Origin of the sequence: Streptomyces sp. NBC_00190 (genome assembly GCF_036203305.1) — a bacterium.
In the GTDB taxonomy this organism is placed as follows: Bacteria; Actinomycetota; Actinomycetes; order Streptomycetales; family Streptomycetaceae; genus Streptomyces.
In genome coordinates, this window is the sequence record NZ_CP108131.1 from 3,243,313 (window position 1) to 3,267,844 (window position 24,532).

At 72.1% G+C, this 24,532-nt stretch carries 22 protein-coding genes, 1 other RNA gene and 1 pseudogene; 6 read left to right on the forward strand and 18 right to left on the reverse strand.

All coding sequences use genetic code 11. The features are described from left to right. Nucleotides 1–151: 151 nt before the first annotated feature. From OG429_RS15720 to OG429_RS15730, 3 genes are all read right to left on the reverse strand, one after another. On the reverse strand, nucleotides 152–1,816 hold the full coding sequence (locus OG429_RS15720) for a beta-N-acetylhexosaminidase (protein ID WP_328925953.1): 1,665 nt from the start codon (nucleotides 1,814–1,816) through the stop codon (nucleotides 152–154). Between the two features lie 145 nt (nucleotides 1,817–1,961). Continuing rightward, nucleotides 1,962–2,243 carry a DUF3039 domain-containing protein gene (locus tag OG429_RS15725; RefSeq protein WP_328925954.1) on the reverse strand — a complete coding sequence of 94 codons (282 nt, stop codon included), beginning with the start codon at nucleotides 2,241–2,243 and terminating at the stop codon, nucleotides 1,962–1,964. 28 nt (nucleotides 2,244–2,271) lie between these two features. Then, nucleotides 2,272–2,832, reverse strand: a complete 561-nt coding sequence (locus OG429_RS15730; RefSeq protein WP_328925955.1) for a YqgE/AlgH family protein — start codon at nucleotides 2,830–2,832, stop codon at nucleotides 2,272–2,274. A gap of 263 nt (nucleotides 2,833–3,095) precedes the next feature. On the opposite strand from OG429_RS15730, the gene murA reads away from it, so the two are divergent. Then, nucleotides 3,096–4,442 (forward strand): UDP-N-acetylglucosamine 1-carboxyvinyltransferase, encoded by a 1,347-nt coding sequence (murA, locus tag OG429_RS15735; protein WP_328925956.1) that lies wholly within the window; start codon nucleotides 3,096–3,098, stop codon nucleotides 4,440–4,442. Nucleotides 4,443–4,750: 308 nt separating this feature from the next. On the opposite strand, the gene OG429_RS15740 is transcribed toward murA, so the two are convergent. The 8 genes from OG429_RS15740 to OG429_RS15775 all read right to left on the reverse strand — a co-directional run bounded on the left by OG429_RS15740 (nucleotide 4,751) and on the right by OG429_RS15775 (nucleotide 14,586). Beyond that, a complete protein-coding gene (locus tag OG429_RS15740) occupies nucleotides 4,751–5,032 on the reverse strand; it encodes an HU family DNA-binding protein (protein WP_007264399.1) in 282 nt (93 codons plus the stop codon). Nucleotides 5,033–5,418: 386 nt separating this feature from the next. Continuing rightward, nucleotides 5,419–6,822, reverse strand: a complete 1,404-nt coding sequence (locus tag OG429_RS15745; RefSeq protein WP_328925957.1) for an NAD-dependent malic enzyme — start codon at nucleotides 6,820–6,822, stop codon at nucleotides 5,419–5,421. A 438-nt stretch (nucleotides 6,823–7,260) separates the two neighbouring features. Further along, nucleotides 7,261–9,567, reverse strand: coding sequence for a HelD family protein (locus OG429_RS15750; protein WP_328925958.1), 2,307 nt, complete (start codon nucleotides 9,565–9,567; stop codon nucleotides 7,261–7,263). 93 nt (nucleotides 9,568–9,660) lie between these two features. Then, nucleotides 9,661–10,206, reverse strand: coding sequence for a CGNR zinc finger domain-containing protein (locus OG429_RS15755; protein ID WP_328925959.1), 546 nt, complete (start codon nucleotides 10,204–10,206; stop codon nucleotides 9,661–9,663). Between the two features lie 91 nt (nucleotides 10,207–10,297). Continuing rightward, a complete protein-coding gene (locus OG429_RS15760; protein ID WP_328925960.1) occupies nucleotides 10,298–10,846 on the reverse strand; it encodes a GNAT family N-acetyltransferase in 549 nt (182 codons plus the stop codon). Between the two features lie 46 nt (nucleotides 10,847–10,892). Further along, nucleotides 10,893–12,044 (reverse strand): uroporphyrinogen-III synthase, encoded by a 1,152-nt coding sequence (locus tag OG429_RS15765; RefSeq protein ID WP_328925961.1) that lies wholly within the window; start codon nucleotides 12,042–12,044, stop codon nucleotides 10,893–10,895. A gap of 111 nt (nucleotides 12,045–12,155) precedes the next feature. Continuing rightward, a complete protein-coding gene (locus OG429_RS15770; protein ID WP_328925962.1) occupies nucleotides 12,156–13,526 on the reverse strand; it encodes a nitrate/nitrite transporter in 1,371 nt (456 codons plus the stop codon). Nucleotides 13,527–13,623: 97 nt separating this feature from the next. Next, nucleotides 13,624–14,586 (reverse strand): LysR family transcriptional regulator, encoded by a 963-nt coding sequence (locus OG429_RS15775; protein ID WP_328925963.1) that lies wholly within the window; start codon nucleotides 14,584–14,586, stop codon nucleotides 13,624–13,626. A 97-nt stretch (nucleotides 14,587–14,683) separates the two neighbouring features. Between OG429_RS15775 and OG429_RS15780 the strand changes: the two genes are divergently transcribed. From OG429_RS15780 to OG429_RS41445, 3 genes and pseudogenes are all read left to right on the forward strand, one after another. Beyond that, complete coding sequence (locus OG429_RS15780; protein ID WP_328930282.1) at nucleotides 14,684–15,907, forward strand: MFS transporter; 1,224 nt, start codon at nucleotides 14,684–14,686, stop codon at nucleotides 15,905–15,907. A 47-nt stretch (nucleotides 15,908–15,954) separates the two neighbouring features. Next, nucleotides 15,955–16,101: a type II toxin-antitoxin system Phd/YefM family antitoxin gene (locus tag OG429_RS15785; RefSeq protein ID WP_328925964.1), complete on the forward strand. Its 147-nt coding sequence runs from the start codon at nucleotides 15,955–15,957 to the stop codon at nucleotides 16,099–16,101. Then, nucleotides 16,068–16,217, forward strand: a pseudogene (locus OG429_RS41445) (type II toxin-antitoxin system RelE family toxin); the annotation flags it as partial. The gene OG429_RS15785 and the pseudogene OG429_RS41445, both read left to right, overlap by 34 nt. A gap of 65 nt (nucleotides 16,218–16,282) precedes the next feature. Here the strand turns inward: OG429_RS41445 and ssrA are convergent. The 5 genes from ssrA to ftsE all read right to left on the reverse strand — a co-directional run bounded on the left by ssrA (nucleotide 16,283) and on the right by ftsE (nucleotide 20,199). Continuing rightward, nucleotides 16,283–16,671: a transfer-messenger RNA gene (ssrA, locus tag OG429_RS15790) on the reverse strand. 102 nt (nucleotides 16,672–16,773) lie between these two features. Continuing rightward, nucleotides 16,774–17,259 (reverse strand): SsrA-binding protein SmpB, encoded by a 486-nt coding sequence (smpB, locus tag OG429_RS15795; protein WP_328925965.1) that lies wholly within the window; start codon nucleotides 17,257–17,259, stop codon nucleotides 16,774–16,776. Nucleotides 17,260–17,277: 18 nt separating this feature from the next. Then, entirely contained in the window at nucleotides 17,278–18,459 is a 1,182-nt protein-coding gene (locus OG429_RS15800) for a S41 family peptidase (protein ID WP_328925966.1), read from the reverse strand. A gap of 67 nt (nucleotides 18,460–18,526) precedes the next feature. Beyond that, nucleotides 18,527–19,492 (reverse strand): permease-like cell division protein FtsX, encoded by a 966-nt coding sequence (gene ftsX, locus OG429_RS15805; RefSeq protein ID WP_328925967.1) that lies wholly within the window; start codon nucleotides 19,490–19,492, stop codon nucleotides 18,527–18,529. A 17-nt stretch (nucleotides 19,493–19,509) separates the two neighbouring features. Further along, a complete protein-coding gene (gene ftsE / locus OG429_RS15810) occupies nucleotides 19,510–20,199 on the reverse strand; it encodes a cell division ATP-binding protein FtsE (protein ID WP_328925968.1) in 690 nt (229 codons plus the stop codon). Between the two features lie 223 nt (nucleotides 20,200–20,422). Between ftsE and OG429_RS15815 the strand changes: the two genes are divergently transcribed. Continuing rightward, entirely contained in the window at nucleotides 20,423–20,614 is a 192-nt protein-coding gene (locus tag OG429_RS15815) for a hypothetical protein (protein WP_030662818.1), read from the forward strand. 89 nt (nucleotides 20,615–20,703) lie between these two features. Here the strand turns inward: OG429_RS15815 and prfB are convergent, their stop codons facing one another. Then, entirely contained in the window at nucleotides 20,704–21,813 is a 1,110-nt protein-coding gene (gene prfB, locus OG429_RS15820) for a peptide chain release factor 2 (RefSeq protein ID WP_328925969.1), read from the reverse strand. 315 nt (nucleotides 21,814–22,128) lie between these two features. Between prfB and OG429_RS15825 the strand changes: the two genes are divergently transcribed. Further along, on the forward strand, nucleotides 22,129–23,133 hold the full coding sequence (locus OG429_RS15825) for an isopenicillin N synthase family dioxygenase (protein ID WP_328925970.1): 1,005 nt from the start codon (nucleotides 22,129–22,131) through the stop codon (nucleotides 23,131–23,133). Between the two features lie 59 nt (nucleotides 23,134–23,192). Here the strand turns inward: OG429_RS15825 and OG429_RS15830 are convergent, their stop codons facing one another. Then, the gene (locus OG429_RS15830; RefSeq protein WP_328925971.1) at nucleotides 23,193–24,443 is read right to left on the reverse strand and encodes a serine/threonine-protein kinase; all 1,251 of its coding nucleotides are present in this window, start codon (nucleotides 24,441–24,443) and stop codon (nucleotides 23,193–23,195) included. Between the last annotated feature and the right edge of the window lie 89 nt (nucleotides 24,444–24,532).

Here is a 24,532-nt window from a genome sequence, read left to right on the forward strand (position 1 = left end):
TTCCCGGCCGCCCCGCGCGAGGGTCGGTCCGGCGCCCCACGGCCGCCCCGCTGCCGAATTCCCTCTCCCGGGCGTGGTCCGGGCCCCCGCCCTCAACTGCCTGTTTTTCCCCGTATCACCAGAAATCCAGCCAGAGTTCCCGTTCTCGTTGTCACACGTTCGGGGGCGCTCCCTCGATCGGCCGCCCGACCACCCCTGGACGCCGCTGCCACGGCAGCGGGCCGCCCGGCGGCCGGTAGCCGACCCCCAGCGCGTCCAGCCGCGCGCAGTGAGCCGCCTCCATCCGGGCCTCGAACCGGGCGAAGTCCCGCTCCCGCGGCTCCGCCAGCCGCGACCACACCACCTCCGCGAAGGCCGCGAGCCGCGGGAACACCTGGTAGTCGACGCGGCCCTGGTCCTCCATCACCTCGGTCCACACGTTGGCCTGCGCGCCGAGCACGTGCGCGGCCGCCTCCGCCGACAACTGCGACGGAACCGGCTCAAACCGGTACACGTCCTCCAGCGAGCGCACGTACGCGATGGGCACAGGCTCCTCGGCGCCGCCCGCCTGACGGTAGTCCAGGTAGACGTGCTGCTCCGGGCACATCACCACGTCGTGCCCGGCCTCGGCGGCGGCGATCCCGCCCTCGTACCCCCGCCACGAGGAGACGGCCGCCCCGGGCGCGAGCCCGCCCTCCAGGATCTCGTCCCACCCGATCAGCCGCCGCCCGCGCTCGGCGAGCCAGGTGTCGAAGTGGCGGATGAACCAGGACTGCAGCCCGTCCTCCCCGTCCACGCCCAGCTCCCGGATGCGCTCCTGGGCGGCCGCGGAAGCCTTCCACTGCGCCTTGGGGCACTCGTCGCCGCCCACGTGGACGAAGGGCGAGACCTCGGCGGGGAACAGCTCCAGCAGTTCCTCGAAGACCCCCTCGTAGAACCGCAGCACGGCCTCGGTCGGCGCGAGCACGTTCTCGCTGATCCCCCAGTCGTCCCAGACCTCCGGCGCCCGGGTGCCGGCCACGTCCGTGTTGCCCAGCTCCGGGTACGCGGCGATCGCGGCCTGCGAGTGCCCCGGTACGTCGATCTCGGGGACCACCCGGACGTGCCGCTCGGCGGCGTACGCGACGATCTCGCGGATGTCGTCCTGCGTGTAGTAGCCGCCGTGCGGGGTCTCGTTCCACAGCGGGGAGGCCCGATGGCCCCGCCGGCTGCGCGCCCGCCACGCGCCGACGCCGGTCAGCCGCGGGTGACGCTTGATCTCGACCCGCCAGCCCTGGTCGTCCGTCAGGTGCAGGTGCAGCACGTTCAGCTTGTGCGCGGCGAGCAGGTCGATGTACCGCAGCACCCCGTCCTTGGGCGTGAAGTGCCGGGCGACGTCGAGCATCATCCCGCGCCACCCGAACCGGGGACCGTCCTCGATCCCGGCGTACGGCAGGCTCCACGCACGCCCGGGCAGCGGGGCCTTGCGGTACGCGTCCGGACCCAGCAGCTGACGCAGCGTCTGGGCGGCCCAGAACAGTCCGGCCCCGCTCGCGCCGACCAGCAGCGCCCCCGCGGCGTCGACGGTGATCCCGTACGACTCGAGCCCCGCGCCCGCCCCGTCCGGCGCCCCGACCCCCGCCCCCTGCTCCGGGTCGACGCGCAGCCGGATGTCCGCGGCCCGGCCGGGCCCGGCGGACGGCAGGCTCCAGCCGGTGGCCGCGCCGAGCTCGCGGCGCAGCCAGCGGGCGACGCCCTCGCCACCCGGCCCGGCTTCGAGCGTCGGCTCGGGCCCGAACTCGAAGCGGAGCCCGTCCCCGTGGAAGACGGCGGCCCGGGGTGCGGGAATCAGGTCCATGCGTCAGCCCTTCGCAGCAGCCTGTTGCGCCCTGCGCAACGCCCGTTCCGCAGAGTGCTCGTCGCGCCGACCCTAGTACGACGAAGGCCCCCTGGATACGCCGGTGCGTACCCAGGGGGCCTTCGTACTGCCGCGGAGGGCGGGACTACTTGTCCTTGCCCTTGTCCTTGTCCCCGCCGGGGCCCATGGACTCGTAGATCTCCTTGCACATGGGGCAGACCGGGTACTTCTTCGGGTCCCGGCCCGGTACCCAGACCTTGCCGCAGAGCGCGACGACGGGGGTCCCGTCGAGGGCGCTCGCCATGATCTTGTCCTTCTGGACGTAGTGGGCGAAGCGCTCGTGGTCGCCGTCACCGTGGGACACCTGCGGCGTCGGCTCTACGAGGGTCCCCGTGCCAGTCCCGCGCTCGGGCTCAAGAGTGCTCATGCCACCAGGGTACCGATCCCCGTGCGCGTCAGTTCAGCGACGGGTCGTCCGGATAGGTGGCAACCATCGCGAGTTCGTTGCGCTGGCGGCGCAGCACCGCCCGCCAGAGCCGCTCCGGGTCCGGGAAGGACACGTCACCGGGCTCCGACTCCACCACGTACCAGGCTCCGTCGCCCAGCTCGTCCTCCAGCTGGCCCGGGCCCCAGCCCGAGTAGCCGGCGAAGATGCGCAGGGATCCCAGCGCCGCGGCCAGCAGTTCCGGCGGCGCCTCCAGGTCGACCAGGCCGATCGCCCCGTGCACCCGGCGCCAGCCGAGGGGACCCTCCTCGCCCGGGATGACCGCGATGCCCAGGGCCGAGTCCAGCGCGACGGGCCCGCCCTGGAAGACCACGCCCGGATCGCCCGCCAGGGGCGCCCACGGCAACAGGACGTCACCGACGCCCACCGGGGTCGGCCGGTTGAGGACAACACCGAGCGAGCCCTGCTCGTCGTGGTCGAGCAGCAGCACCACCGCGCGGTCGAAGTTCGGGTCCGCGAGGGCGGGGGTGGCCACGAGCAGCCGCCCTGTGAGGGAGGACACCTGGGTCATGCCGCCATGATCCCCCACATTCGCCATCCGCGGGGAGCGCGCGGGGGGATCGGATCTCACGCAGCTCAGGGCGCACGGCAGCAGGAGGGAGGGCGCGCGGGCGGAGCGACCGGAATGCGACACTCCGCCATGAGGTGGATACGGAGGGTGTTGTACGGAATTGATGACAGTCCTATGGCCGCGTCAGCCATGCGAATAAAGGGGTGATGACCCTTACTCTTTTCTCTGGTCCCCTGCCCACCCCACTCCGGAACGCGAGATTCATGACCGGCACAGTCAGTGACGATGTACTGCTTGTCCACGGCGGTACCCCGCTTGAGGGCGAGATCCGTGTCCGCGGTGCGAAGAACCTCGTGCCCAAGGCCATGGTCGCCGCTCTGCTCGGCAGCGAACCCAGTCGGCTGCGCAACGTTCCCGACATCCGTGACGTCCGGGTCGTGCGCGGTCTGCTCCAGCTGCACGGGGTGACGGTCCGTCCCGGCGAGGAGCCGGGCGAGCTGGTGCTCGACCCCACCCACGTCGAGAGCGCGAACGTCGCCGACATCGACGCCCACGCGGGCTCGTCGCGCATCCCGATCCTGTTCTGCGGCCCCCTGCTGCACCGCCTCGGCCACGCCTTCATCCCGGGCCTGGGCGGCTGCGACATCGGCGGCCGGCCGATCGACTTCCACTTCGACGTGCTCCGCCAGTTCGGCGCGACCATCGAGAAGCGCGAGGGCGGCCAGTACCTGGAGGCCCCGCAGCGCCTCCGCGGCTGCAAGATCCGCCTCCCGTACCCGTCGGTCGGCTCGACCGAGCAGGTGCTGCTGACGGCCGTCCTGGCCGAGGGCGTCACCGAGCTCAGCAACGCCGCGGTGGAGCCGGAGATCGAGGACCTCATCTGCGTACTGCAGAAGATGGGCGCGATCATCTCCGTCGACACCGACCGGACCATCCGGATCACGGGCGTCGACCGCCTCGGCGGCTACAACCACAAGGCGCTCCCGGACCGCCTGGAGGCCGCCTCCTGGGCTTCCGCGGCCCTGGCGACCGGCGGCAACATCTACGTGCGCGGCGCCCAGCAGCGCTCGATGATGACCTTCCTGAACACCTTCCGCCGGGTCGGCGGGGCGTTCGAGATCGACGACGAGGGCATCCGCTTCTGGCACCCCGGCGGCCCTCTGAACGCCATCGCGCTGGAGACGGACGTGCACCCCGGCTTCCAGACCGACTGGCAGCAGCCGCTCGTGGTGGCCCTGACGCAGGCCTCCGGCCTGTCGATCGTGCACGAGACGGTCTACGAGTCCCGGCTCGGATTCACCTCGGCGCTCAACCAGATGGGTGCTCACATCCAGCTGTACCGCGAGTGCCTGGGCGGCTCGGCCTGCCGCTTCGGCCAGCGCAACTTCCTGCACTCGGCGGTCGTCTCCGGCCCCACCAGGCTGCAGGGCGCCGACCTGGTCATCCCCGACCTGCGCGGCGGATTCTCGTACCTGATCGCGGCGCTGGCGGCCGAGGGCACCTCGCGGGTCCACGGCATCGACCTCATCAACCGCGGCTACGAGAACTTCATGGAGAAGCTCGTCGAGCTCGGCGCGAAGGTCGAACTGCCGGGCGGCGACCTCGTCTGAGCCGTAACCGGCCGTCAGAAAGCCCCCCGGGCCCCGCAAGGGCCCCGGGGGGCTTTCTCGTGGCCCCGGGGGCTCACGGCGGCGCACGGGCGGCGCACAGCGTCCCCGGGCGGCCCGGACGGGCCCGACAGCGGCCCAGGACAGGCCGGAGGACGGACCGGGACAGGCCGAAGGGCGGCCACCCCGTCCGGGGTGGCCGCCCTTCGCCGTTCCACGCTTCTACGCGTCTGCGCTGCCGTCCACGTGACCGGCGCGCGTACTACTCACCGTTCCAAAGGCCTTCGCGGCCTTCGGCGCCGGGGGCAGGACTACTTGCCCTTGGCGGCTTCCTTGAGCTTGGAGCCCGCGGAGACCTTCACGCTGTAGCCGGCCGGGATCTGGATGGGGTCGCCGGTCTGCGGGTTGCGCGCGGTGCGAGCGGCACGGTGGGTGCGCTCGAAGGTCAGGAAGCCGGGGATGGTGACCTTCTCGTCGCCCTTGGCGACAATCTCGCCAACGGTCTCGGCGAGCGCGGCCAGAACGGCGTCGGCGTCCTTGCGGGTCACCTCGGCGCGCTCGGACAGAGCGGCCACCAGCTCACTGCGGTTCATGTTGTACTCCCGTGTTCAACTTGCCTTAGAGGCGTGAGATCGAAGCCGATGCTGCCAGGGCCCTTGGACAGTCCCCGGACCCGGGTCTGAACGTCAGACCCTCTCGCCCGGTTACGCATCCTGCCCCCACCAGCGGCGGGAAAGCCAATCCGGCACCCGCCGGGGTCACACGAAAAGCGCCACAGTCACGCCCCGGTGACCCTCCGTCCACGTCCTCGCTCAGACTCTGCTGCGGACCGCGGACCTCGCGGGCATCCCCGCAACCCTAGAGGCGGCCCGGCGGGCCTGCATCCCGCGACGCGCCGGGATCAGACGTCCGTGAGGGCGGTCACAGCGCTGCCGGAGCGCCCCCACGGTGGCGGCCGCGTCGGCGGCCGCGCCGGCCGTCACACCGCCGAGGCCGCCTTGCGGACGGCACCCGCGACCGCACCCGCGACCTTGTCGTTGAACACCGACGGGATGATGTAGTTCGCGTTCAGCTCGTCCTCGCCGACGACGTCCGCCAGGGCGGTCGCGGCGGCCAGCATCATGTCGGTGTTTACCGTCCGCGACTGCGCGTCCAGCAGGCCGCGGAAGACGCCGGGGAAGACCAGCACGTTGTTGATCTGGTTCGGGAAGTCGGAGCGACCCGTGGCGACCACGGCGGCCGTCTGGCGGGCGACAGCCGGGTCCACCTCGGGGTCCGGGTTCGCGAGCGCGAACACGATCGCGCCCTCCGCCATCGCGGCCACGTCCTCGCCGGACAGCACGTTCGGGGCCGAGACGCCGATGAAGACGTCGGCGCCGACCACGGCCTCCTTCAGAGTGCCCGTGTAGCCCTCGGGGTTGGTGTTGTCGGCGATCCAGCGCAGCGGGGAGTCGGGGGCCGCGTCGACGAGGTCGGGGCGGCCCGCGTGCACGACACCGTGGATGTCCGCGCTGACGGCGTTCTTGACGCCGGCCGCGAGGAGCAGCTTGAGGATGGCCGTACCGGCCGCGCCGGCGCCCGACATGACCACCTTTACGTCCCCAACTGCCTTGCCCACGACGCGAAGTGCGTTGGTGAGTGCGGCGAGCACGACGATCGCCGTGCCGTGCTGGTCGTCGTGGAAGACGGGGATGTCGAGGGCCTCGCGCAGCCGCGCCTCGATCTCGAAGCAGCGCGGCGCGGAGATGTCCTCCAGGTTGATGCCCGCGAAGCCGGGGGCGATGGCCTTGACGATCTCGACGATGGCGTCGGAGTCCTGGGTGTCGAGGCAGATCGGCCACGCGTCGATGCCGGCGAAGCGCTTGAAGAGGGCCGCCTTGCCCTCCATGACGGGCAGCGCGGCCATCGGGCCGATGTTGCCCAGGCCCAGCACGGCGGAGCCGTCCGTCACGACTGCGACGGAGTTTCGCTTGATGGTGAGGCGGCGCGCGTCCTCGGGGTTCTCGGCGATGGCCATGCACACGCGGGCCACGCCCGGGGTGTAGATCATCGACAGGTCGTCACGGTTGCGGATGGGGTGCTTGGACGCCATCTCGATCTTGCCGCCGAGGTGCATGAGGAAGGTTCGGTCGGAGACCTTGCCGAGGCTGACGCCCTCGATGCCGCGCAGCTTCTCGACGATCTCGTCCGCGTGCGCGGTGGAGGTCGCGGCGATGGTGACGTCGATCCGGAGCTTCTCGTGGCCGGAGGCGGTCACGTCGAGGCCGGTGACCGAGCCGCCGGAGGACTCCACGGCGGTGGTGAGCTGGGAGACCGCGGTTCCGCTCGCGGGCACTTCCAGACGGACCGTCATCGAATACGAGACGCTGGGCGCCGTTGCCATGGCCGTGTTCCTCTTCTGTCCCTGGTTTTCGCTGTACACACAGGGCCCGGCACACCGCAGGTGTGGCAGGACCTGTTGTCCGATCGTCCCACCTACCCGCCGGTACAAGGTAACCAGCTACAAATTTCGGAAGAACACTTCCACCATACGAGATACCTGAGGGCTGTGGAATGGTGGGTCCATACAAAACAGGTCCGCGCCCCCCACGGAGTGGAGGGCGCGGACCTGGTGATGCACACGTTTAAGACACCGACCCGCCATGCTCGCCTCGCGGCAAGTGGTCGCTCTAAGCGACGAAGGTTGGGCCCGGGGGCTTGGATCGAGTCGGTGCCTTCACCAGGCTAACAAAGGATCGCCGGATACGGTCCCCCTGCAGACGGCTGGTTCTGCGCACCACGCTCCTGGCCGCGGACCATACGGCCGTACGGCCCCGGAGCCCTATGGAAGCAGCAGTTCCGGCACCCCGTCCGCGCCGGGCCTGTCCCGCTCGCCAGAGACCACCGTGAGCTGCTGCGTGGCGCGCGTCAGCGCGACATACAGCACCCGCAGGCCCGCCGGGGACTCGTCCGCGATCTCCGCCGGGGAGACGACCACCGTGGCGTCGTACTCCAGGCCCTTGGCCTCCAGGCTGCCGAGCGCCACCGCCCGCGCCCCGAGGTCGGCGAGCCACCCCGCCGCCTCCGCGCGCCGGTCCATGGCCACGACCACGCCGACGGTGCCGTCCACCTGCTCCAGCAGCCTGCGGGTCTCCTCCCGTACCGAAGCGCCCAGATCGTCCCCGGCGGCCGTGAAACGGGGCTCCAGGCCCGTGGAACGCACGGCCGACGGCGGTTCCATGCCGGGCATCGCCAGGCGCAGCACCCGGGAGGCGACCTCGGCGACCTCGGCCGGGTTGCGGTAGTTCACGGTCAGCGTGAACCGTCGGCGCGGCCGGGTCCCCAGGGCCTCGTCGCGGGCCGCGGCCGCCTCCTCCGGATCGGTCCACGAGGACTGCGCGGGGTCGCCGACCACCGTCCAGGTGCCCATCCGGCCCCGGCGGCCCACCATCCGCCACTGCATCGGCGTCAGGTCCTGGGCCTCGTCCACGATGACGTGCGCGTACTCGGTGCGCTCCGCCGCGAGCCGCTCGGCCCGCTCCCACTGGGTCTCCTCGCGGGTCGGCATCAGCTCCTCCAGCCCGCTGAGCTGGTCCAGCGGGTCCATCTCCCGCCTGCGCCTGGGCCGCGCGGGCGCACCGAGCAGCTGCTGGAGCTCGTCCAGCAGCGCCACGTCGTGCACGGAGAGCGGGCCCTTGCCGTCCGGGCCCACCCGGCGCAGCGAGCGGGCCAGCTGGCGGGTCTCGCGCGGGTTCAGGTCCCGGCGCGACCAGCGGCCGAGCTTGCGCTCGTCCGCCATGGCGGCGAGCACCCCCCGCGGGGTCAGCTCCGGCCACCAGGCGTTCAGGAAATCGATGAAGGCGTCCTCGGTGGAGATGTCCTCGTCGAAGGCGGAGCGCAGCTCGGCCGCCAGCTCCGGGTCGCTGTGCCGGCCGGCCCCGCCGGACTTCGCGTACAGCGCGTCCAGCAGCAGCTTGCGGGCGCGGGGGCGCAGCAGGTTGACGGGGGCGGTGCCGCCGAGCACGTTCTGCCGGATCCGGTTCAGCTCGTCGGCCTCCAGCTCCTGGCGGCGGCCGAAGGCCACCACGCGCAGCCGGTCCGGAGCGTCACCGAGCTCCAGTGCGCCCCGTACGGCCTTGCGCAGCACCTTCAGCATCCGCGAGGAGCCCTTGATCCGGGCCACGGCCGGATCGTCGTACGTGGTCGCCTCGGCGCCGTCGACCAGCGAGCCGAGCGCCCGGATGGCGACCTGGCCCTCCTCGCCGAGGGAGGGCAGCACGCCCTCGGTGTACGCGACGAGCAGCGGTGTCGGCGAGACGATCAGGATGCCGCCGGAGTAGCGGCGCCGGTCCTGGTAGAGCAGGTACGCGGCGCGGTGCAGGGCGACCGCGGTCTTGCCGGTGCCGGGCCCGCCCGCGACCTCGGCGACCGAGGCGGCGGGGGCCCGGATGACCAGGTCCTGCTCGGCCTGGATGGAGGAGACGATGTCCCGCATGGAGTGCGTACGGGCCCGCCCGAGCGCGGCCATCAGGGCGCCGTCGCCGAGCGCGGGGAGCTCCTGGCCGTCGAGGAAGGCGGTGACCTCGGGGCGCATCAGGTCGTCCTCGACGCCGAGCACCTTGCGTCCCTTGGAGCGGATGACGCGGCGGCGCACGACGCGGCCGGGGTCCTTGGGCGTGGAGCGGTAGAACGGCGCGGCGGCCGGCGCGCGCCAGTCGATGACCAGCGGCGCGTAGTCGGAGTCCAGGACTCCGATGCGGCCGATGTGCAGCGTCTCGGCGATGTCGGCCGTGAGGTCCCCGCGGATCGCGTCGTCGGCCGGCTCGACCGAGGTGTAGGCGCCGTCCGGCCCCTTCTCCCCGTCCTTCCCCAGCACCAGGTCGATACGGCCGAAGAGGAAGTCCTCGAACTCGTTGTTGAGCCGGTTCAGGTGGATGCCCGCCCGGAAGACCTGCGCGTCGCGCTCGGCGAGGGCCCCGGGGGTGCCCACCTGACCGCGTTTGGCGGCGTCGTTCATCAGGAACTCGGCCTCGTGGATCTTCTCCTCGAGGCGTCGGTACACCTGGTCGAGATGCGTCTGCTCGACCGCGATCTCCCGATCGCGGACGGAATCCGCCGTGCTGTCGACAGCGGCATTCTGCGCGGCCACCAAAGCCCCCTTCTGACGTGCATGGGCGACCGTCAACCGTACGCGAATCGGCACCCTGTCCGCACGCCCGTTCCGGAACCGGCGGGGCGGGAGCTACACAGACCCCGCTGCCAGGGCCCGGCGGCGGTGCCGGGCGACGCGCTCCCGGTTGCCGCACACCTCGCTGGAGCACCAGCGGCGCCGGTGCCCGCGGGAAGTGTCCAGGTAGACCCTGGTGCAGCCGTCACCTTCGCAGGCCCGCAGCAGTGCCAGGTCGCCGGGGTCGGTCAGCAGCTCGACGGCGTCCCGGGCGACGGCCGCGAGCAGCGCCCCGCATTCCACGCCGCCGCACAGCTCCCGTACGAGGTGGCCTTCCTGGTCCCGTACGGCACACAGGCCCGGGGGTGGTCCGGCGGCCAGCGCGTTGACCCGGGCGAGCGCCTGTTCGTCGGGGCCGGTCCCGTCCAGCTCCGCCCGTACGAGGGTCTCCACATCGCCGCGCAGGTCCCGGAAGGCGGCGGCCCAGTCGGGGCCCACCCGCGCGAGCGGCGTCCGGTCGGGCACCAGCCCGGCCCCGGCGAGCCACTGCCGCAGCTCGTCGCCGTCCCGGATCTCCTCGGCCACCAGGTCCAGGCAGACCCGCCCGGCGTCGAACCGCATGCCCGTCACCGCCTCGCGTCTCGGGGGCGCCCCACCAGAGTGCCCCTCGCCGCCGCACAGCGGAACCCCCCGTGCGGGTGCGGCGCGGCGGCTAAGACGCCGGCGGGTCGTCGTGCAGCAGCCGCTGGAAGAGGCGGTGGTCCCGCCAGGCCCCGTTGATGTGGGCGTACCGCGGCGCGACGCCGTACGGCTCGAAGCCCGCCTTCGCCAGCACCCGCTGCGAGGCCGCGTTGTCGAGCAGGGTCTGGGCCTCCACCCGGTGCAGGCCCAGGTCGTCGCGGGCGGCCCGGCACACCTCCTGCAGGGCCGCGGTGGCCAGGCCCTTGCCGTGCCAGGCCGGGTCGACCCAGTAGCCGACGCCTCCGCTGCACAGCGGGCCGAGCGCGATGGAGCCCAGGTTGATCGCGCCGACCGGCGCGCCCGTGGCCGCGTCGGCCAGCACGTACGGAACCACCCGCCCCGCGTCGCGCTCGGCGAGAAGGCCCTCGATCCGGACCCGCTGCCCCTGCTCGGTGTAGTAGTCCTCCGGCCGGACCGGCTCGAAGGGCGCCATGTACGCGCGGCCCCGTGCGAACGCCTCGGCCAGCCCGGCGGCGTCGCCGAGCGCGAGGCCCCTCATCTCCACCCCGTCAATAACCATCCGGGCACGCTAACCCGGGCCGCCGCCGACGGGCACCCCACGGCGCTCACGCGGGCGGAGCGTCCCCGTACTTGACCTCCCCGCCCGCGTCCAGCGACAGCCGGTACCCCCGCTTGACCACGGTCTGGATCAGCTTCGGCGCCCCCAGCGCCGCCCTCAGCCGGGCCATCGCCGTCTCCACGGCGTGCTCGTCTCGCCCCGCCCCCGGCAGTACCCGCAGCAGCTCCGCGCGGCCCACCACCCATCCGGGCCGCCGGGCCAGCGCCCGCAGCAGGGCCATCCCGGCGGGCGGCACGGGCCGCAGCTCGTCGTCGACCAGGACCGCGTGCCCGCGGATCTCCACCCGGTGCCCGGCCAACGGCAGCACCCGCGCCCGACCCGGCAGCTCCTTGCAGAGCAACTGCACCAGCGGGCCCAGCCGGAACCGCTCCGGCTGCACCGTGTCCACCCCGTGCGCCTGCAGCGGCAGCGCGGTCACCGGCCCCACGCACGCCGACACCACCGTGCCCCGCAGGGCCTCCAGCACGGCCTCCCGTACGCCCCGCTCCTCGGCCCGGGACAGCAGCGAGGCCGCCGCCGGGGCGGAGGTGAAGCTGACCGCGTCCACCCCGCCGGAGACCACCGCGTCCAGCAGCCGGTCCAGCGGCGCGAGGTCCTCCGGCGCCATCCACCGGTACACCGGGACCACCACCACCTCGGCCCCGCCGGCCCGCAGCGCCTCGACGAAGCCGGGCAGCGGCTCCCCGTGCAACTGGAGCGCGATCCGCCGCCCGGCCACCCCGGCCGACAGCATCCGTTCCAGTACCTCGGCGAGCGATTCCGACTCCGGCGACCAGGCCTCCACCAGCCCGGCGGCCCGGATGGCGCCCTTCACCTTCGGTCCGCGCGCGAGCAGTTCGGCGGCCCGCAGCCGCGCGAGCAGCTCCTCGCCGATCCCCCAGCCGTCGGCGGCCTCGATCCACCCGCGGAACCCGATGGCGGTGGTGGCGACCACCGCGTCCGGGGCGCAGGCGATCAGCTCCTTGGTGGCGGCGAGCAGTTCGCTGTCGTCGGCCAGCGGCACGATCCGCAGAGCGGGCGCGTGCACCACGGCCGCCCCGCGCCGGCGCAGCAGGGCGATCAGCTCGTCGGCCCGCCGCGCGGCGGTCACCCCGACCGTGAAGCCCGCGAGCGGACCGGTGTTCCTGTCATCGTCCATGGTGACCTGCCTTGCCCAGTGGGTCGGTATCGCGTCGCGGGAGCGGAACCGAGACTGCCAAGTCGGCGTGTCAGACTCGGTTCCGCCGTATTTCACCGCGGTAAAGCCCGGTTACACCGATGTGAGCTGCGGCTTCGCCGCGACCCCGGCGTCCGGGACGGCCACCACGGCCGGCCGGCGAAGGTATACCGCCCACGTGACGGCGCAGCACACCGCGTAGAAGCCGAGGAAGGTCACGAAGGCGGCCGTCCCCGACCCGGAGCTGAGGAACGCCTCCCGGAAGACCAGGTTGATGCCGAGCCCGCCGAGCGCTCCCACCGCGCCGATCAGCCCCATGGCGGCCCCGGACAGCCGCCGGCCGTACGCGGCCGCGTCCTCGCCGCTCATGCCCCGGGCCAGCGCCTTGGCCTGGAAGATCCCGGGGATCATCTTGTACGTCGACCCGTTGCCGAGGCCGCTCAGCGCGAACAGCGCCACGAATCCGACCAGGAACACCGGCAGTGACTCCCGTACCGAGGCCAGGATCACGACCCCGGTCGCGGCGGCCATCGCCACGAGGGTGGCCAGGGTGATCCGCGCGCCGCCGAACCGGTCCGCCAGCGCCCCGCCCACCGGCCTGATCAGGGAGCCGAGCAGCGGCCCGATGAAGGTCAGCGAGGCCGCCTGGAGCGGGGTGCGGCCGAACTGCGTCTGGAGCACCAGCCCGAAGGCGAAGCTGTAGCCGATGAAGGACCCGAAGGTGCCGACGTAGAGGAAGGCCATGATCCAGGTGTGCGGTTCGCGGACGGCCTCCCGCACGGCGCCGGTGTCGTTGCGTACGGGCGCCAGGTTGTCCATCCGCAGCGCCGCGAGCGCCGCGGCGGCCACGATCAGCGGGATGTACGCGCCGAGCAGCAGCCGCGGGTGCCCGGCCCCGGCGGTGGCGATGACCAGCAGCGCGGACAGCTGCACGACGGGGACGCCGATGTTCCCGCCGCCCGCGTTCAGCCCGAGCGCCCAGCCCTTCTTGCGCAGCGGGAAGAAGGCGTTGATGTTCGTCATCGACGAGGCGAAGTTGCCGCCGCCGACGCCGGTGAGTGCCGCCACGGCGAGGAAGGTGCCGTACGAGGTCCCGGGCTCCATGACCACCAGCGCGGCCACGGTCGGCGCGAGCAGGAGCAGGGCGCTGACGACGGTCCAGTTCCGGCCGCCGAAGCGGGCGACGGCGAAGGTGTAGGGGATCCGCACCAGGGCGCCGACCAGGGTCGCGGTCGCGATGAGGAAGAACTTCCCCGCCGGGTCGATCCCGTACTGCGGGCCCATGAAGAGGACCATCACGGACCACAGCGACCAGATGGAGAACCCGATGTGCTCGGAGAGCACGGAGTAGAGGAGGTTGCGGCGGGCGGTCCGCTCTCCCGTCTCCTTCCAGAACGTCTCGTCCTCGGGATCCCACCGCTCGATCCAGCGGCCCCCCTTGCGCGGTGCGGTCGTACTGGTCATCACACGCCTCCACAGCTGTCGCGTCCGTGGTGACGACCGTAGGAACGGCGCGTTTCGGCCCCGGTCCCCGCCGGATGACCGCCGGGAAACCTTGCTCTCACCCGCCGCCGGGGCTGTGTGTGAGCCGTGCCGGGGTCCAGCTGCCCGGGGGCGGTTCCAGCCAGTCCCCCTCCGCCGCCAGCTCGGCGGCCGCGGCGCGCAGGGCGTCCAGCCCGGGGTGGGCGAAGCCCCTGCGCCACACCATGGACAGCGGCGACAGCGGGACGGGGTCGGTCAGCGGCCGCTTCACGCAGCCGGGCATGTCGAGGAAGTCCACCGTCGCCAGCACCGGGTTGCCGGTCTTGGCCATCACCCGGCCGAACTCCTCCTTGCCCATGGCCACGGGGGCGGGCGGCGCCATCTCGATCCCGCGCCCGGCGAACAGCTCGCGCGCGAGCCCGGTCCACTCCGCGGTCCGCGGGTTCCCGGCTCCCGCGTACACGGTCTCCCCGGCCAGCGCGTCCAGGCGTACGGCGGCCCGCGCGGCCAGGGCGTGCCCCTCGGGCAGCAGCACGGCGAGCGGCTCGTACCGTACGGGCGACTGCGCGAGCCGCGCCCGCAGCGCCGGGGCCAGCCCGTCGGCGTACCCGAAGGCGACGTCGAGGCGGCCTGCCGCGATCTCGGCGGCGGCGTGGGTGAGCCCGCTCTCGAAACGGGCCATCAGCTCGCAGTCCGGGGCGAGTTCGCGGGCCCGTTCCAGCACCGCGCGCCCGGTGCTGGGCCCGTCGGTGTTCAGGTCGACGAGCAGCGCCCTGGGGGCGGTGAAGGCGGCGGCCAGCTCCTCGTGCGCGCGCAGCACCCGCCGGGCCAGCGGCAGCAGCCGCTCCCCGTCGGGGGTCAGCTCCACCTGTCGGGTGGTCCGTACGAACAGGGTCACGCCCAGGGCCTGTTCGAGCCGCCGGACGTCACGGCTGAGGGCCTGCTGGGCGAGATAGAGGCGGGCGGCGGCGCGGGTGAAGTGCAACTCCTCGGCGGCCGCGACGAACCCGCGCAGGAGCCGGGGGTCCACATCACGGGGCATCACCCCCGGAGACTAACAACAGAAGGGCGTGAATGGGGTCCGAACAGGTGTTGGACCGCGGACCGGGTCCCGACCGAGAGTGGTCGTCATGCCCCTCATGACCGTCACCGGCACCACGCTCGTCCTCACCGCCCCGGCCGCGGCCCCCGCCCGGGGCCGCACCCCCGGCCCGTACCGCCGCCTGTTCGCCCTGCCCGGCACCCGCGCCTTCACCGCCGGGAACCTCCTCGCCCGGCTCCCCATGGGCATGTTCGGGATCAGCGCGGTCATGATGATCGCCGGGCAGCGCGGCTCGTACGCCCTCGCCGGCGCGGTCACCGCGACCGGGCTGGCCGCCACGGCGCTGGTGGCACCCTGGACGGCCCGGCTGGTCGACCGTCACGGCCAGGCCCGGATCGCCCTCCCGGCCACCTTGATCGCGGTCCTCGGCTCCCTCTCCCTCATCGTGTGCGTCCGTACGCAGGCCCCGGCCTGGACCCTCTTCGCCTCGTACGCCGCGACCGCCACCACCCCCAACATCGGCGGCATGTCCCGAGCCCGCTGGACCCACCTGCTGCGCGACTCCCCGGCCTCGCACCACACGGCGATGTCCTTCGAGCAGGCCGCCGACGAGCTGTGCTTCATGCTCGGCCCGGTGCTGGCGGCCTTCCTCTGCTCGGCCGTCCTCCCCGAGGCCGGCACCCTCACGGCGGCCGCCCTCCTCCTCGGCGGCATGCTGCTCTTCACGTCCCAGCGGGCCACGCAGCCCCCGGTGTCGGCGCCGCACCCCGGCCACTCCCCGCTGCGCGCGCTCCGCCCGGTGCTGTACCTCTTCCTCCCGCTGGGCGTGCTGTTCGGCTCGATGGAGGTCACCTCGATCGCCCACCTCGACGCCCGCGGCCTGGGCGCCGCCTCCGGCCTGGTCCTGGCCCTGCAGGCGGCGGGCTCCTGCGCGGCCGGGCTGCTGTACGGCACCCTGCGCCCGCGCGGCCTGCGGACCTGCCTGACCACCCTGAGCATCGCGATGGCCCTGCCCTGGGCGGCGGCGGCCACGGGCTCCGTCCCGCTGCTGGCCCTCGCGCTGCTCCTGGCGGGCATGGCCACCGCCCCGACGATGGTCACGGCGATGTCCCGGGTCCATGCCCTCACCCCCGAGGGCCGTCTCAACGAGGGCATGACCCTCGCGGTCACCGCCATCTTCGCGGGCATCTCCCTGGGCTCGGCGACGGCCGGCACCCTGATCGACCACCTGGGCCCCACCATCCCCTACGCCCTCCCCGCGGCGGCGGCCCTCGCCGCCCTGGCCATCGGCGGCACGAGTCGTACGAGTTTCCGGTACTGATCCCGTACCAGAAACTCATACCAGCGTCAGTCCGAGAGGGGCGAACCATGTCCATAAGCGCCAGCGAAGCCAGGGCGACCCTGTTCCCCCTGATCGAGCGCGTCAACACCGACCACGACCCGGTGCGCATCACATCCAAGAACGGCGACGCCGTCCTCAAGCGCTCCAGGGGCACCCCGCACACTGGCGACTGAGGATCGGCGACTACCGCGCCGTGTACACGGTCGAGGAGGGTCCGGACCGCGAGCTCGTCGTCACGGTGTGGGTCGTGGCCGTCGGCCACCGCCACGAGATCTATCGCGCCCTCTAGTGGTACGACCGGCATGACAAAGGCCCCGCAGCCGTGAGGCTGCGGGGCCTTTGCCCACATGGGATGAGTGGAGATGGCGGGAATCGAACCCGCGTCCAACGGTGCAGAAGCAGGGCTTCTCCGAGCGCAGTCCGCTGCGCTTTTCTCAGCCCCGGAGATCACACGGACAAGTCTCCGACGGGCTCAGTCACTGTTTGATTTCCCTCCAACCCCCGTGACCGGGGCTAGAGGTTTAGATCCCTAATTGACGCCAGGATCCGGACCGGGACCACTTCCGGGCTGACGCTCCTCACAGAGGCTTCAGCTCACTGTTATTAGGCAGCGAGGGTGAAGCGGGAGTTATCGCTCTTGGAGTTGGCGATTATTGTTTGCGACATATGGTTAGCGAGATCATTGCCGCTTCCTCGGCTCGCTTCCCCTGCATCGACATCCGCTGTCGAAACCGATCATCCCCATGTTTCACGCTATTCAATTAGATGCTGCACAAAGTGCTCCGCCCCCGAGGGGGTGGTGCTGACGCCATGGTACGCGAAGTGGACCACCGCGTGCCAGGAGGTTAAACGGTGCCGCGCTGCTTGCGCCGGACCGCCGAGATCGCACGGTTCGTCTCGCGGGTGTCCTGCTTCTCCCGAAGCGTCTGCCGCTTGTCGTACTCCTTCTTGCCCTTCGCCAGCGCGATCTCGACCTTAGCCCGGCCGTCCTTGAAGTACAGGGACAGGGGCACGATCGTGTGACCCGACTCGTCCGCCTTCCGCTCCAGCTTGTCGATCTCCTCCCGGTGCATGAGGAGCTTGCGCTTGCGGCGGGCGCTGTGGTTCGTCCAGGTGCCCTGGCTGTACTCCGGCACGTGCACGTTGTACAGCCAGGCCTCGCGGCCCTCCACCGACACGAAGCCGTCCACCAGCGAGGCCCGGCCCTGGCGCATCGACTTGACCTCGGTGCCCGTGAGCACGAGACCGCACTCGTAGGTGTCGAGGATCGCGTAGTCGTGCCGCGCCTTCTTGTTCTGGGCGATCAGCTTGCGCCCTTTTTCCTTAGCCATAGTGCGGCCATTTTCGCACTACGGACCCACCCCGCGGCCACCCAATACCTTGGCGGCCCGCTCCTCGGCCCCGTCACCCGCCGCCAGGTCCGGGGTGATGCCCCTGCCGTCCAGGCTGCGGCCCGCCGGCGTGCGGTACGTGCCCACCGTCAGCTCGGCCACCGAGCCGTCCGGGAGCTCGGTGGGCATCTGCACCGAGCCCTTGCCGAAGGTCCGGCTGCCCACGGCCACGGCCCGGCCGCGGTCCTGGAGGGCGCCCGTCACCAGCTCGGCCGCGCTCATCGTGCCGCCGTCGACCAGCGTCACCAGCGGCCGGACCGTGTCGCCGCCCGGCTCCGCGTACAGGGCGCGCTGGTCGCCCCGCACGTCGTACGTCGCCACCAGCCCCCCGTCCAGGAAGGCGGAGGCGGCCGCCACCGCCTCGACGACCAGTCCGCCCGGATTGCCGCGCAGGTCGAGCATGACCCCGCCGCCGGGCGGGGCATCGCGGACGGCGGCCTTGACGCGTTCACCCGAACCCCGGGTGAAGGAAGCCACCTTGATGACGGTGATCCCGCCCGCGAGCTGCCGTACCGTCACCGGCTCGGTCCGCAGCTGCTCGCGGCGGACGGTCTCGGTGAGGCCGACGCCGTCGCGGCTCAGGTTCAGCACCACGGGGGTGCCGGCCTCGCCGCGCAGCAGGGCGATCACCTCGGTGACGGGCAGGCCGGTGACGGCGTGCCCGTCGACGTTCAGCAGCCGGTCCCCGGCGCGCAGGCCCGCCCGGGCCGCGGGGCTGGCGGGCTGGACCTTGTCGACCTCGATCAGGCCGTCACGGCCGCGCTCGGCCCAGAGTCCGACGCCGGTCCAGCGGCCGTCGAGGCCCTCGGCGAAGGCGGCGTACTCGGCCTGGTCGTAGACGGTGCCCCAGCGGTCGCCGCTGCGGCTGACCACCTCCTGGGCGGCCTTCTTGCCGGACTTCCCCTCGGCGACCGCCTCGGCGGCGGCGCGGGCCACGGCCTCACGGTCGGCGGTGCCCGTCGCGCGGGGCTCCTCGGGCGCGGCGGCCCCCGCACGGGCGGCGAGGGCGGCAGTGGCGTCCTCGCGGTCCCAGCAGCCGGTGCTCGCGGCGGTGCCGACGGCCACGAGGAAGGCCAACGTCAAGACGGCCCCGCGACGCAGGTCGCGGGGCCGGAGACAGAAGGCGGGAGGACCCGGCATGGCGCCGAGTCTAGGACAAGCCCCGCGCTGGCACGGATGGTTGACCGGACCACTCGCGGGGCGCTTGTCACACCTTCAGGTACTTGCGCAACGCCAGGAAGGCCGCCATGGAGGGCATCAGGAGCCCGATGAAGAGCACGTACGGCAGCTTGCCGATCATCGCTCCCCAGCCCAGGAAGTCGATCAGTTCCATCCGGTCCCGCAGCGCGAAGCCGTGGTCGATCACGAAGTACTGGCCGGAGACGAGCATGCCGCAGGCGAGGACCGCGCCGATGAGGCCGGCGACGGCCGCCTCCATGATGAAGGGGAACTGGATGTAGAAGCTGGAGGCACCCACCAGCCGCATGATCCCCGTTTCCCGCCTCCGGCTGAACGCCGAGACGCGCACGGTGTTGACGATCAGCAGCAGCGCCACGATCAGCATGATCAGCATGATGCCGAGCGCGGCGATGTTGACGGAGTTGAGGAGCCCGAAGAGGGCCTCCAGCGACTGGCGCTGGTCGTCGACGGTGTGGATGCCGTCGCGGCCGACGAAGGCCGAGGTGACGACCTTGTACTTCTCCGGGTCGCTGAGCTTGACCCGGAAGGACTCCTGCATCTGGTCGGGCGTGATGGAGGAGGCCAGCGCCGTGTGCCCGTACTGCTCCTGGTAGTGCTTGTACGCCTCGTCCGCCGACTCGTAGGCGACGGACTTGACCAGGGACATCTGCTTGAGCTCGGACTCGATCTGCTTCTTCTGCTCGTCGGTCACCGCACCCTTGCGGCAGGTGGCGACACCCAGGTCGCCCGCCGACCCGGCCGCCTTGTTGGCGGCCTCGGTCGCCTGCTCGGCGTCCTGCTTGTTGCAGAGGTAGATCGAGACGTTGGCCTTGTCGTACCAGTAGCCCTTCATGCTGCTGACCTGCTCGCGCATGAGCAGGGAGCCACCGAACAGGGCCAGCGACAGGGCCACGGAGATGATGACCGCGAAGGTCATGGTGAGATTGCGACGGAGACCGACGCCGATCTCCGACATGACGAACTGGGCGCGCATTGCGTCTCAGGGACCTTTCAGTGCTGGTAGCCGTAGACGCCGCGCGACTGGTCGCGCACGAGTCGGCCCTGTTCGAGTTCGATGACGCGCTTGCGCATCTGGTCGACGATCTGCTGGTCGTGTGTCGCCATGATCACGGTGGTGCCGGTCCGGTTGATCCGGTCCAGCAGCTTCATGATCCCGACGGAGGTCTGCGGGTCGAGGTTGCCGGTGGGCTCGTCCGCGATCAGCAGGGCGGGGCGGTTGACGAAGGCGCGGGCGATGGCCACGCGCTGCTGCTCACCGCCGGAGAGCTCGCCGGGCATCCGCTCCTCCTTGCCGCCGAGGCCCACGAGCTCCAGGACCTGCGGGACGGCCTTGCGGATCTCGCCTCGCGGCTTGCCGATGACCTCCTGGGCGAAGGCGACGTTCTCGGCCACCGTCTTGTTGGGCAGCAGGCGGAAGTCCTGGAACACGGTCCCCAGCTGGCGCCGCATCTGCGGGACCTTCCAGTTGGAGAGTTTGGCCAGGTCCTTGCCCAGCACGTGCACCTGACCGTGGCTCGCCCGCTCCTCGCGGAGGATGAGCCGCAGGAAGGTGGACTTGCCGGAGCCGGAGGAGCCGACCAGGAAGACGAACTCGCCCTTGGCGATGTCGAGGGAGACGTCCCTGAGTGCGGGACGGCTCTGCTTCGGGTAGGACTTGGAGACGCTGTCGAATCGGATCACGGGTGCACCACGGTCGCCGGGAGTAGGTGTGCGTGACCATACGCGAACGGGCGCGCGGTGTGGACCCGGCATCCCGATTTGTCCCCTTTATCCCCTGGTTCGGAAGGACAGGGACCGCGATTGCCCGGACGGGCCGCGCCGAATGTCGGCGGAGCTGGCACAGTGGTAGAGGGAACGGTCTCGTTCCCCCTGGCGTTGTACGAGGGGACGAGAGGAGGAGCGCATGACATATGACCGGCTCGTGTGCGCGAACTGCGCGGCACCCGTGAGCCAGGGCCGCTGCCCTGTGTGCCGGGCGAACCGGGAGCGCCTCCAGCAGGAGGGCCCCTTCTCCGGACTGAACCCCGTGGCCCTCATCGTCCTCATGGTGGTCCTCGTGGCCGCTCTGGTACTGGTGGCTCAGCAGACCGCGTAGGCGTACCGATCATGACGGATGCCTGACGGAGCATGACGAAGGGCCCGGACACCAGGGGTGTCCGGGCCCTTCGTCATGCGTCGTGACGCTTACGCGGTCTGCTCCTGCTGCTTGCGCCAGCGGATACCGGCCTCCAGGAAGCCGTCGATCTCGCCGTCGAGCACCGCCTGCGGGTTGCCGACCTCGAACTCCGTCCGCAGGTCCTTGACCATCTGGTACGGGTGCAGGACGTAGGACCGCATCTGGTTGCCCCAGGAGCTGCCGCCGTCCTTGAGGGCGTCCATCTTGGCCTGCTCCTCCTGGCGGCGCCGCTCCAGCAGCTTGGCCTGGAGGACGTTCATGGCGCTGGCCTTGTTCTGGATCTGCGAGCGCTCGTTCTGGCAGGAGACCACGATGCCGGTCGGCAGGTGCGTGATGCGCACAGCCGAGTCGGTCGTGTTGACGCCCTGGCCGCCGGGGCCGGAGGCGCGGTACACGTCGATGCGCAGCTCGCCCTCGTCGATCTCGACGTGGTCGCTGGACTCGACGACCGGCAGCACCTCGACGCCCGCGAAGGACGTCTGGCGGCGGCCCTGGTTGTCGAAGGGCGAGATCCGGACAAGGCGGTGGGTGCCCTGCTCGACGGAGAGGGTGCCGTAGGCGTACGGGGCCTTGACGACGAAGGTGGTCGACTTGATGCCGGCCTCCTCCGCGTACGAGGTCTCGTAGACCTCGGTCGAGTAGCCGTGGCGCTCGGCCCAGCGCAGGTACATGCGCTGGAGGCGCTCGGCGAAGTCGGAGGCGTCGACGCCGCCGGCCTCGGCGCGGATGTTGACCAGGGCCTCGCGCTCGGCGTACTCGCCGGAGAGCAGGGTCCGGACCTCCATCTCGTCCAGCGCCTTGCGGACGGCGACCAGCTCGGTCTCCGCCTCGGCGAGGGTGTCCGCGTCCTCCATCTCCTGGGCCAGCTCGAAGAGGACCGCGAGGTCGTCGATGCGGCCGCGCAGACTCTCGGTCTTGCGGACCTCGGCCTGGAGGTGCGAAAGCTTGCTCGTGATCTTCTGAGCGGCGTCCGGGTCGTCCCACAGGGACGGCGCGGCGGCCTGCTCCTCGAGCACGGCGATATCTGCCCTCAGCTTGTCGAGGTCCAGGACGGCCTCGATCGACCCCATGGTCGAGGAGAGGGACTTCAGCTCTTCGGAAACATCGACGACTGCCACGGGTCCAGCGTAGCCGGTCATCGGAGCGTGCCGTCCGGGCAGGCCAAATCACCCGTACTGGTGAACGTGGGTACAGGCGTACGCTCACCGTATGACCGTTCTTCTCGTCAAGCGCCGCCATGTGGACCACATGCGTGTCACGACGACCAGCTGTCTGCCGCCGGACCACCTCCAAGCCTGATCCACGCCGATCCGACTTGGTCCTGTTCGCGGCCCTGCGGCCCCGGCGCCATCCCTGCCGGCGGCCCACTCCCTCCCGCGACCCCCGCCACCTCAAGGGGAACAGGACCCCGTGACATCCGAAACGGAGCCGTCATGCCGTCCGCGCACTCCTCCCTCCCCGTCCTGGACCTCTCCCAGGCGGACGACCCGGCCCAGCGGGCCGACTTCCTGAAGCAGCTGCACGCAGCGGCCAGGGACACCGGATTCCTGCACCTCACCGGGCACGGCGTCACGGACGCCGAGACCGCCCGCATCCTGGACCTGACCAAGGCCTTCTTCGCGCTCCCGGAGGCCGACCGGCTCGCCGTGAGCAATCTGGAATCCCCGCACTTCCGCGGCTACACCCGGATCGGCCACGAGCTGACCGGCGGGGCCTCCGACTGGCGGGACCAGTTGGACGTCGGGGCCGAGCGGCCCGCGCCGGTGGTGGGGCCGGACGACCCGCCCTACCTGTGGCTGGAGGGCCCGAACCTGTGGCCGCAGGCCCTCCCTGAGCTCCGTACGGCGGTGCTGGAGTGGCAGTCCCGCCTTGCCGCGGTGGCCCACCGGCTCCTCCAGGAGCTGCTGGTCTCGATCGGCGCCCCGGCGGACTTCTTCGACGAGGCCTTCGCGGACCGCCCCCACCTGCACACCAAGCTGATCCGCTACCCGGGATCCGCCCCGACGGGCGCGGACCAGGGCGTGGGGGCGCACAAGGACTACGGCTTCCTGACCCTCCTCCTCCAGGACTCGGTGGGCGGGCTCCAGGTGGTCCGGGACGGGGGCTACCTGAACGTGCCGCCGCTGCCGGGTGCGTTCGTCGTCAACCTGGGCGAGCTGCTGGAGATCGCGACCGAGGGCTATCTGACGGCGACCGACCACCGGGTGGTCAGCCCGCCGGGGGCGGTGGAGCGGTACTCGGTGCCGTTCTTCTACAACCCGCGGCTGGACGCGGTCATCGAAACCGTCCCGGGCGCCTACCTCGCGTCGGCCCCCGGGGTCGCGCACGACGCGTCGAACCCGCTGCACGCGGAGTACGGCCGCAACGAGCTGAAGGGCTGGGTTCGCGCCCACCCGGCCGTCGCACGCCGCTGGCACCCGGAACTGGTCGGGGCGTAGCCCCCGTCACCGGGCGGGCCGGCTGCCCGGGCGGGCGGGCCGGCTGCCCGCCCGGGGCGCTACGGCTTCTTCGGGCCCGACTGCTTGGTGTCCTGCCGGGAGACCGGCTCGTCGTCGCCCGAGACGGCGAGCCAGGTCCCGAGCCCGACCGCCGCGGCCAGCAGGGCGGCCGCGGCCGACAGGGCGAGGCGCCGCTTGCGGGCGGCCTCGGCCCGGTGCCGCGCGGAGCCCGGTCGGTGGCCGCCGGCCGGCCTGGGCACCCGCGCGGTGCCCAGCGCGCCGCCCGCCAGCTCGTCCGGCCCCGGCACCCGCATCGAGGTGTGGGTGTCCCGGTTGGAGTCCGTCGCGGAGCCCGGCACCAGCGGGACCACGCCCCGGCGGCGTACCGGATCGGCGGCAGGCTCCTCCGAGGGGCCGGGCTCCGGCTCCGCGTCGTCCGGCTCGTCCACGTCCAGCGGCGGCATCCCGGCCAGCAGCGGCAGCAGGTCCCGGAGGCGCACGGAGAGCTCCGAGGCGCGCAGCCGCGACGCGGGCGCCTTGGCCAGGCACTGCACGATCAGCTGCCACAGCTCGTCGGGGATCCCCGGCAGCGGGACGACGGTCTCCGTCACGTGCCGGCGCAGCACCGCGCCCGGGTGGCCCCCGCCGAAGGGGGTGAAGCCGGCCAGCAGCTCGTACAGGACGGTGGCCAGCGCGTATATGTCCACGGCCGCGCGCGGGGGCAGGCCCTCGACGATCTCCGGCGCCAGATAGTCCGGAGTGCCGATGATCCGGGTGGTCGGGGCCGAGGCCCGGCCCGCGGAGGCGCGGCGCGGGGTGTCGATCAGCTTGGCCACGCCGAAGTCGGTCAGCAGCGCCGGGTGCGAGCCGCCCGGGCCGAGCGGGCCCTGCATGTCCAGCAGGACGTTCTCGGGCTTGACGTCCCGGTGGACGACCCCGGCCGCGTGCGCGGCCGCCAGCGCGTCCGCGACGTCCGCGACGATCGCCACGGCCGCCTCGGGGGCGAGCCGGCGCTCGCGGTCGAGGCGCGTGCGCAGGTCCGTACCGCGGACGAGGTCCATGACGAGGGCGAGGTCGTTGCCGTCGACGACGAGGTCGCGGACGGACACGACGTGCGGATGCTCCAGGCCGAGCAGCGCGCTGCGCTCCTGGACGAAGCGTCCGACCAGCTCCTGGTCGGACGCGAGGTCCTCGCGCAGGAGTTTGACGGCGACGGGGCCGTCAGGCCCCTCGCCCAGCCACACCGTGCCCGCGCTGCCGCGCCCCAGGATCTGGTGCGCGGTGTACCGGCTGCCGATCTTCCGTGCCACGACTGCTCCCTCAGCGGCTGGCGTACGCACCAAAGCTACGCGGCCGGGTGGGCGTTGGAGGCACGCAGGGGCCCGGATTTGCGGCGACC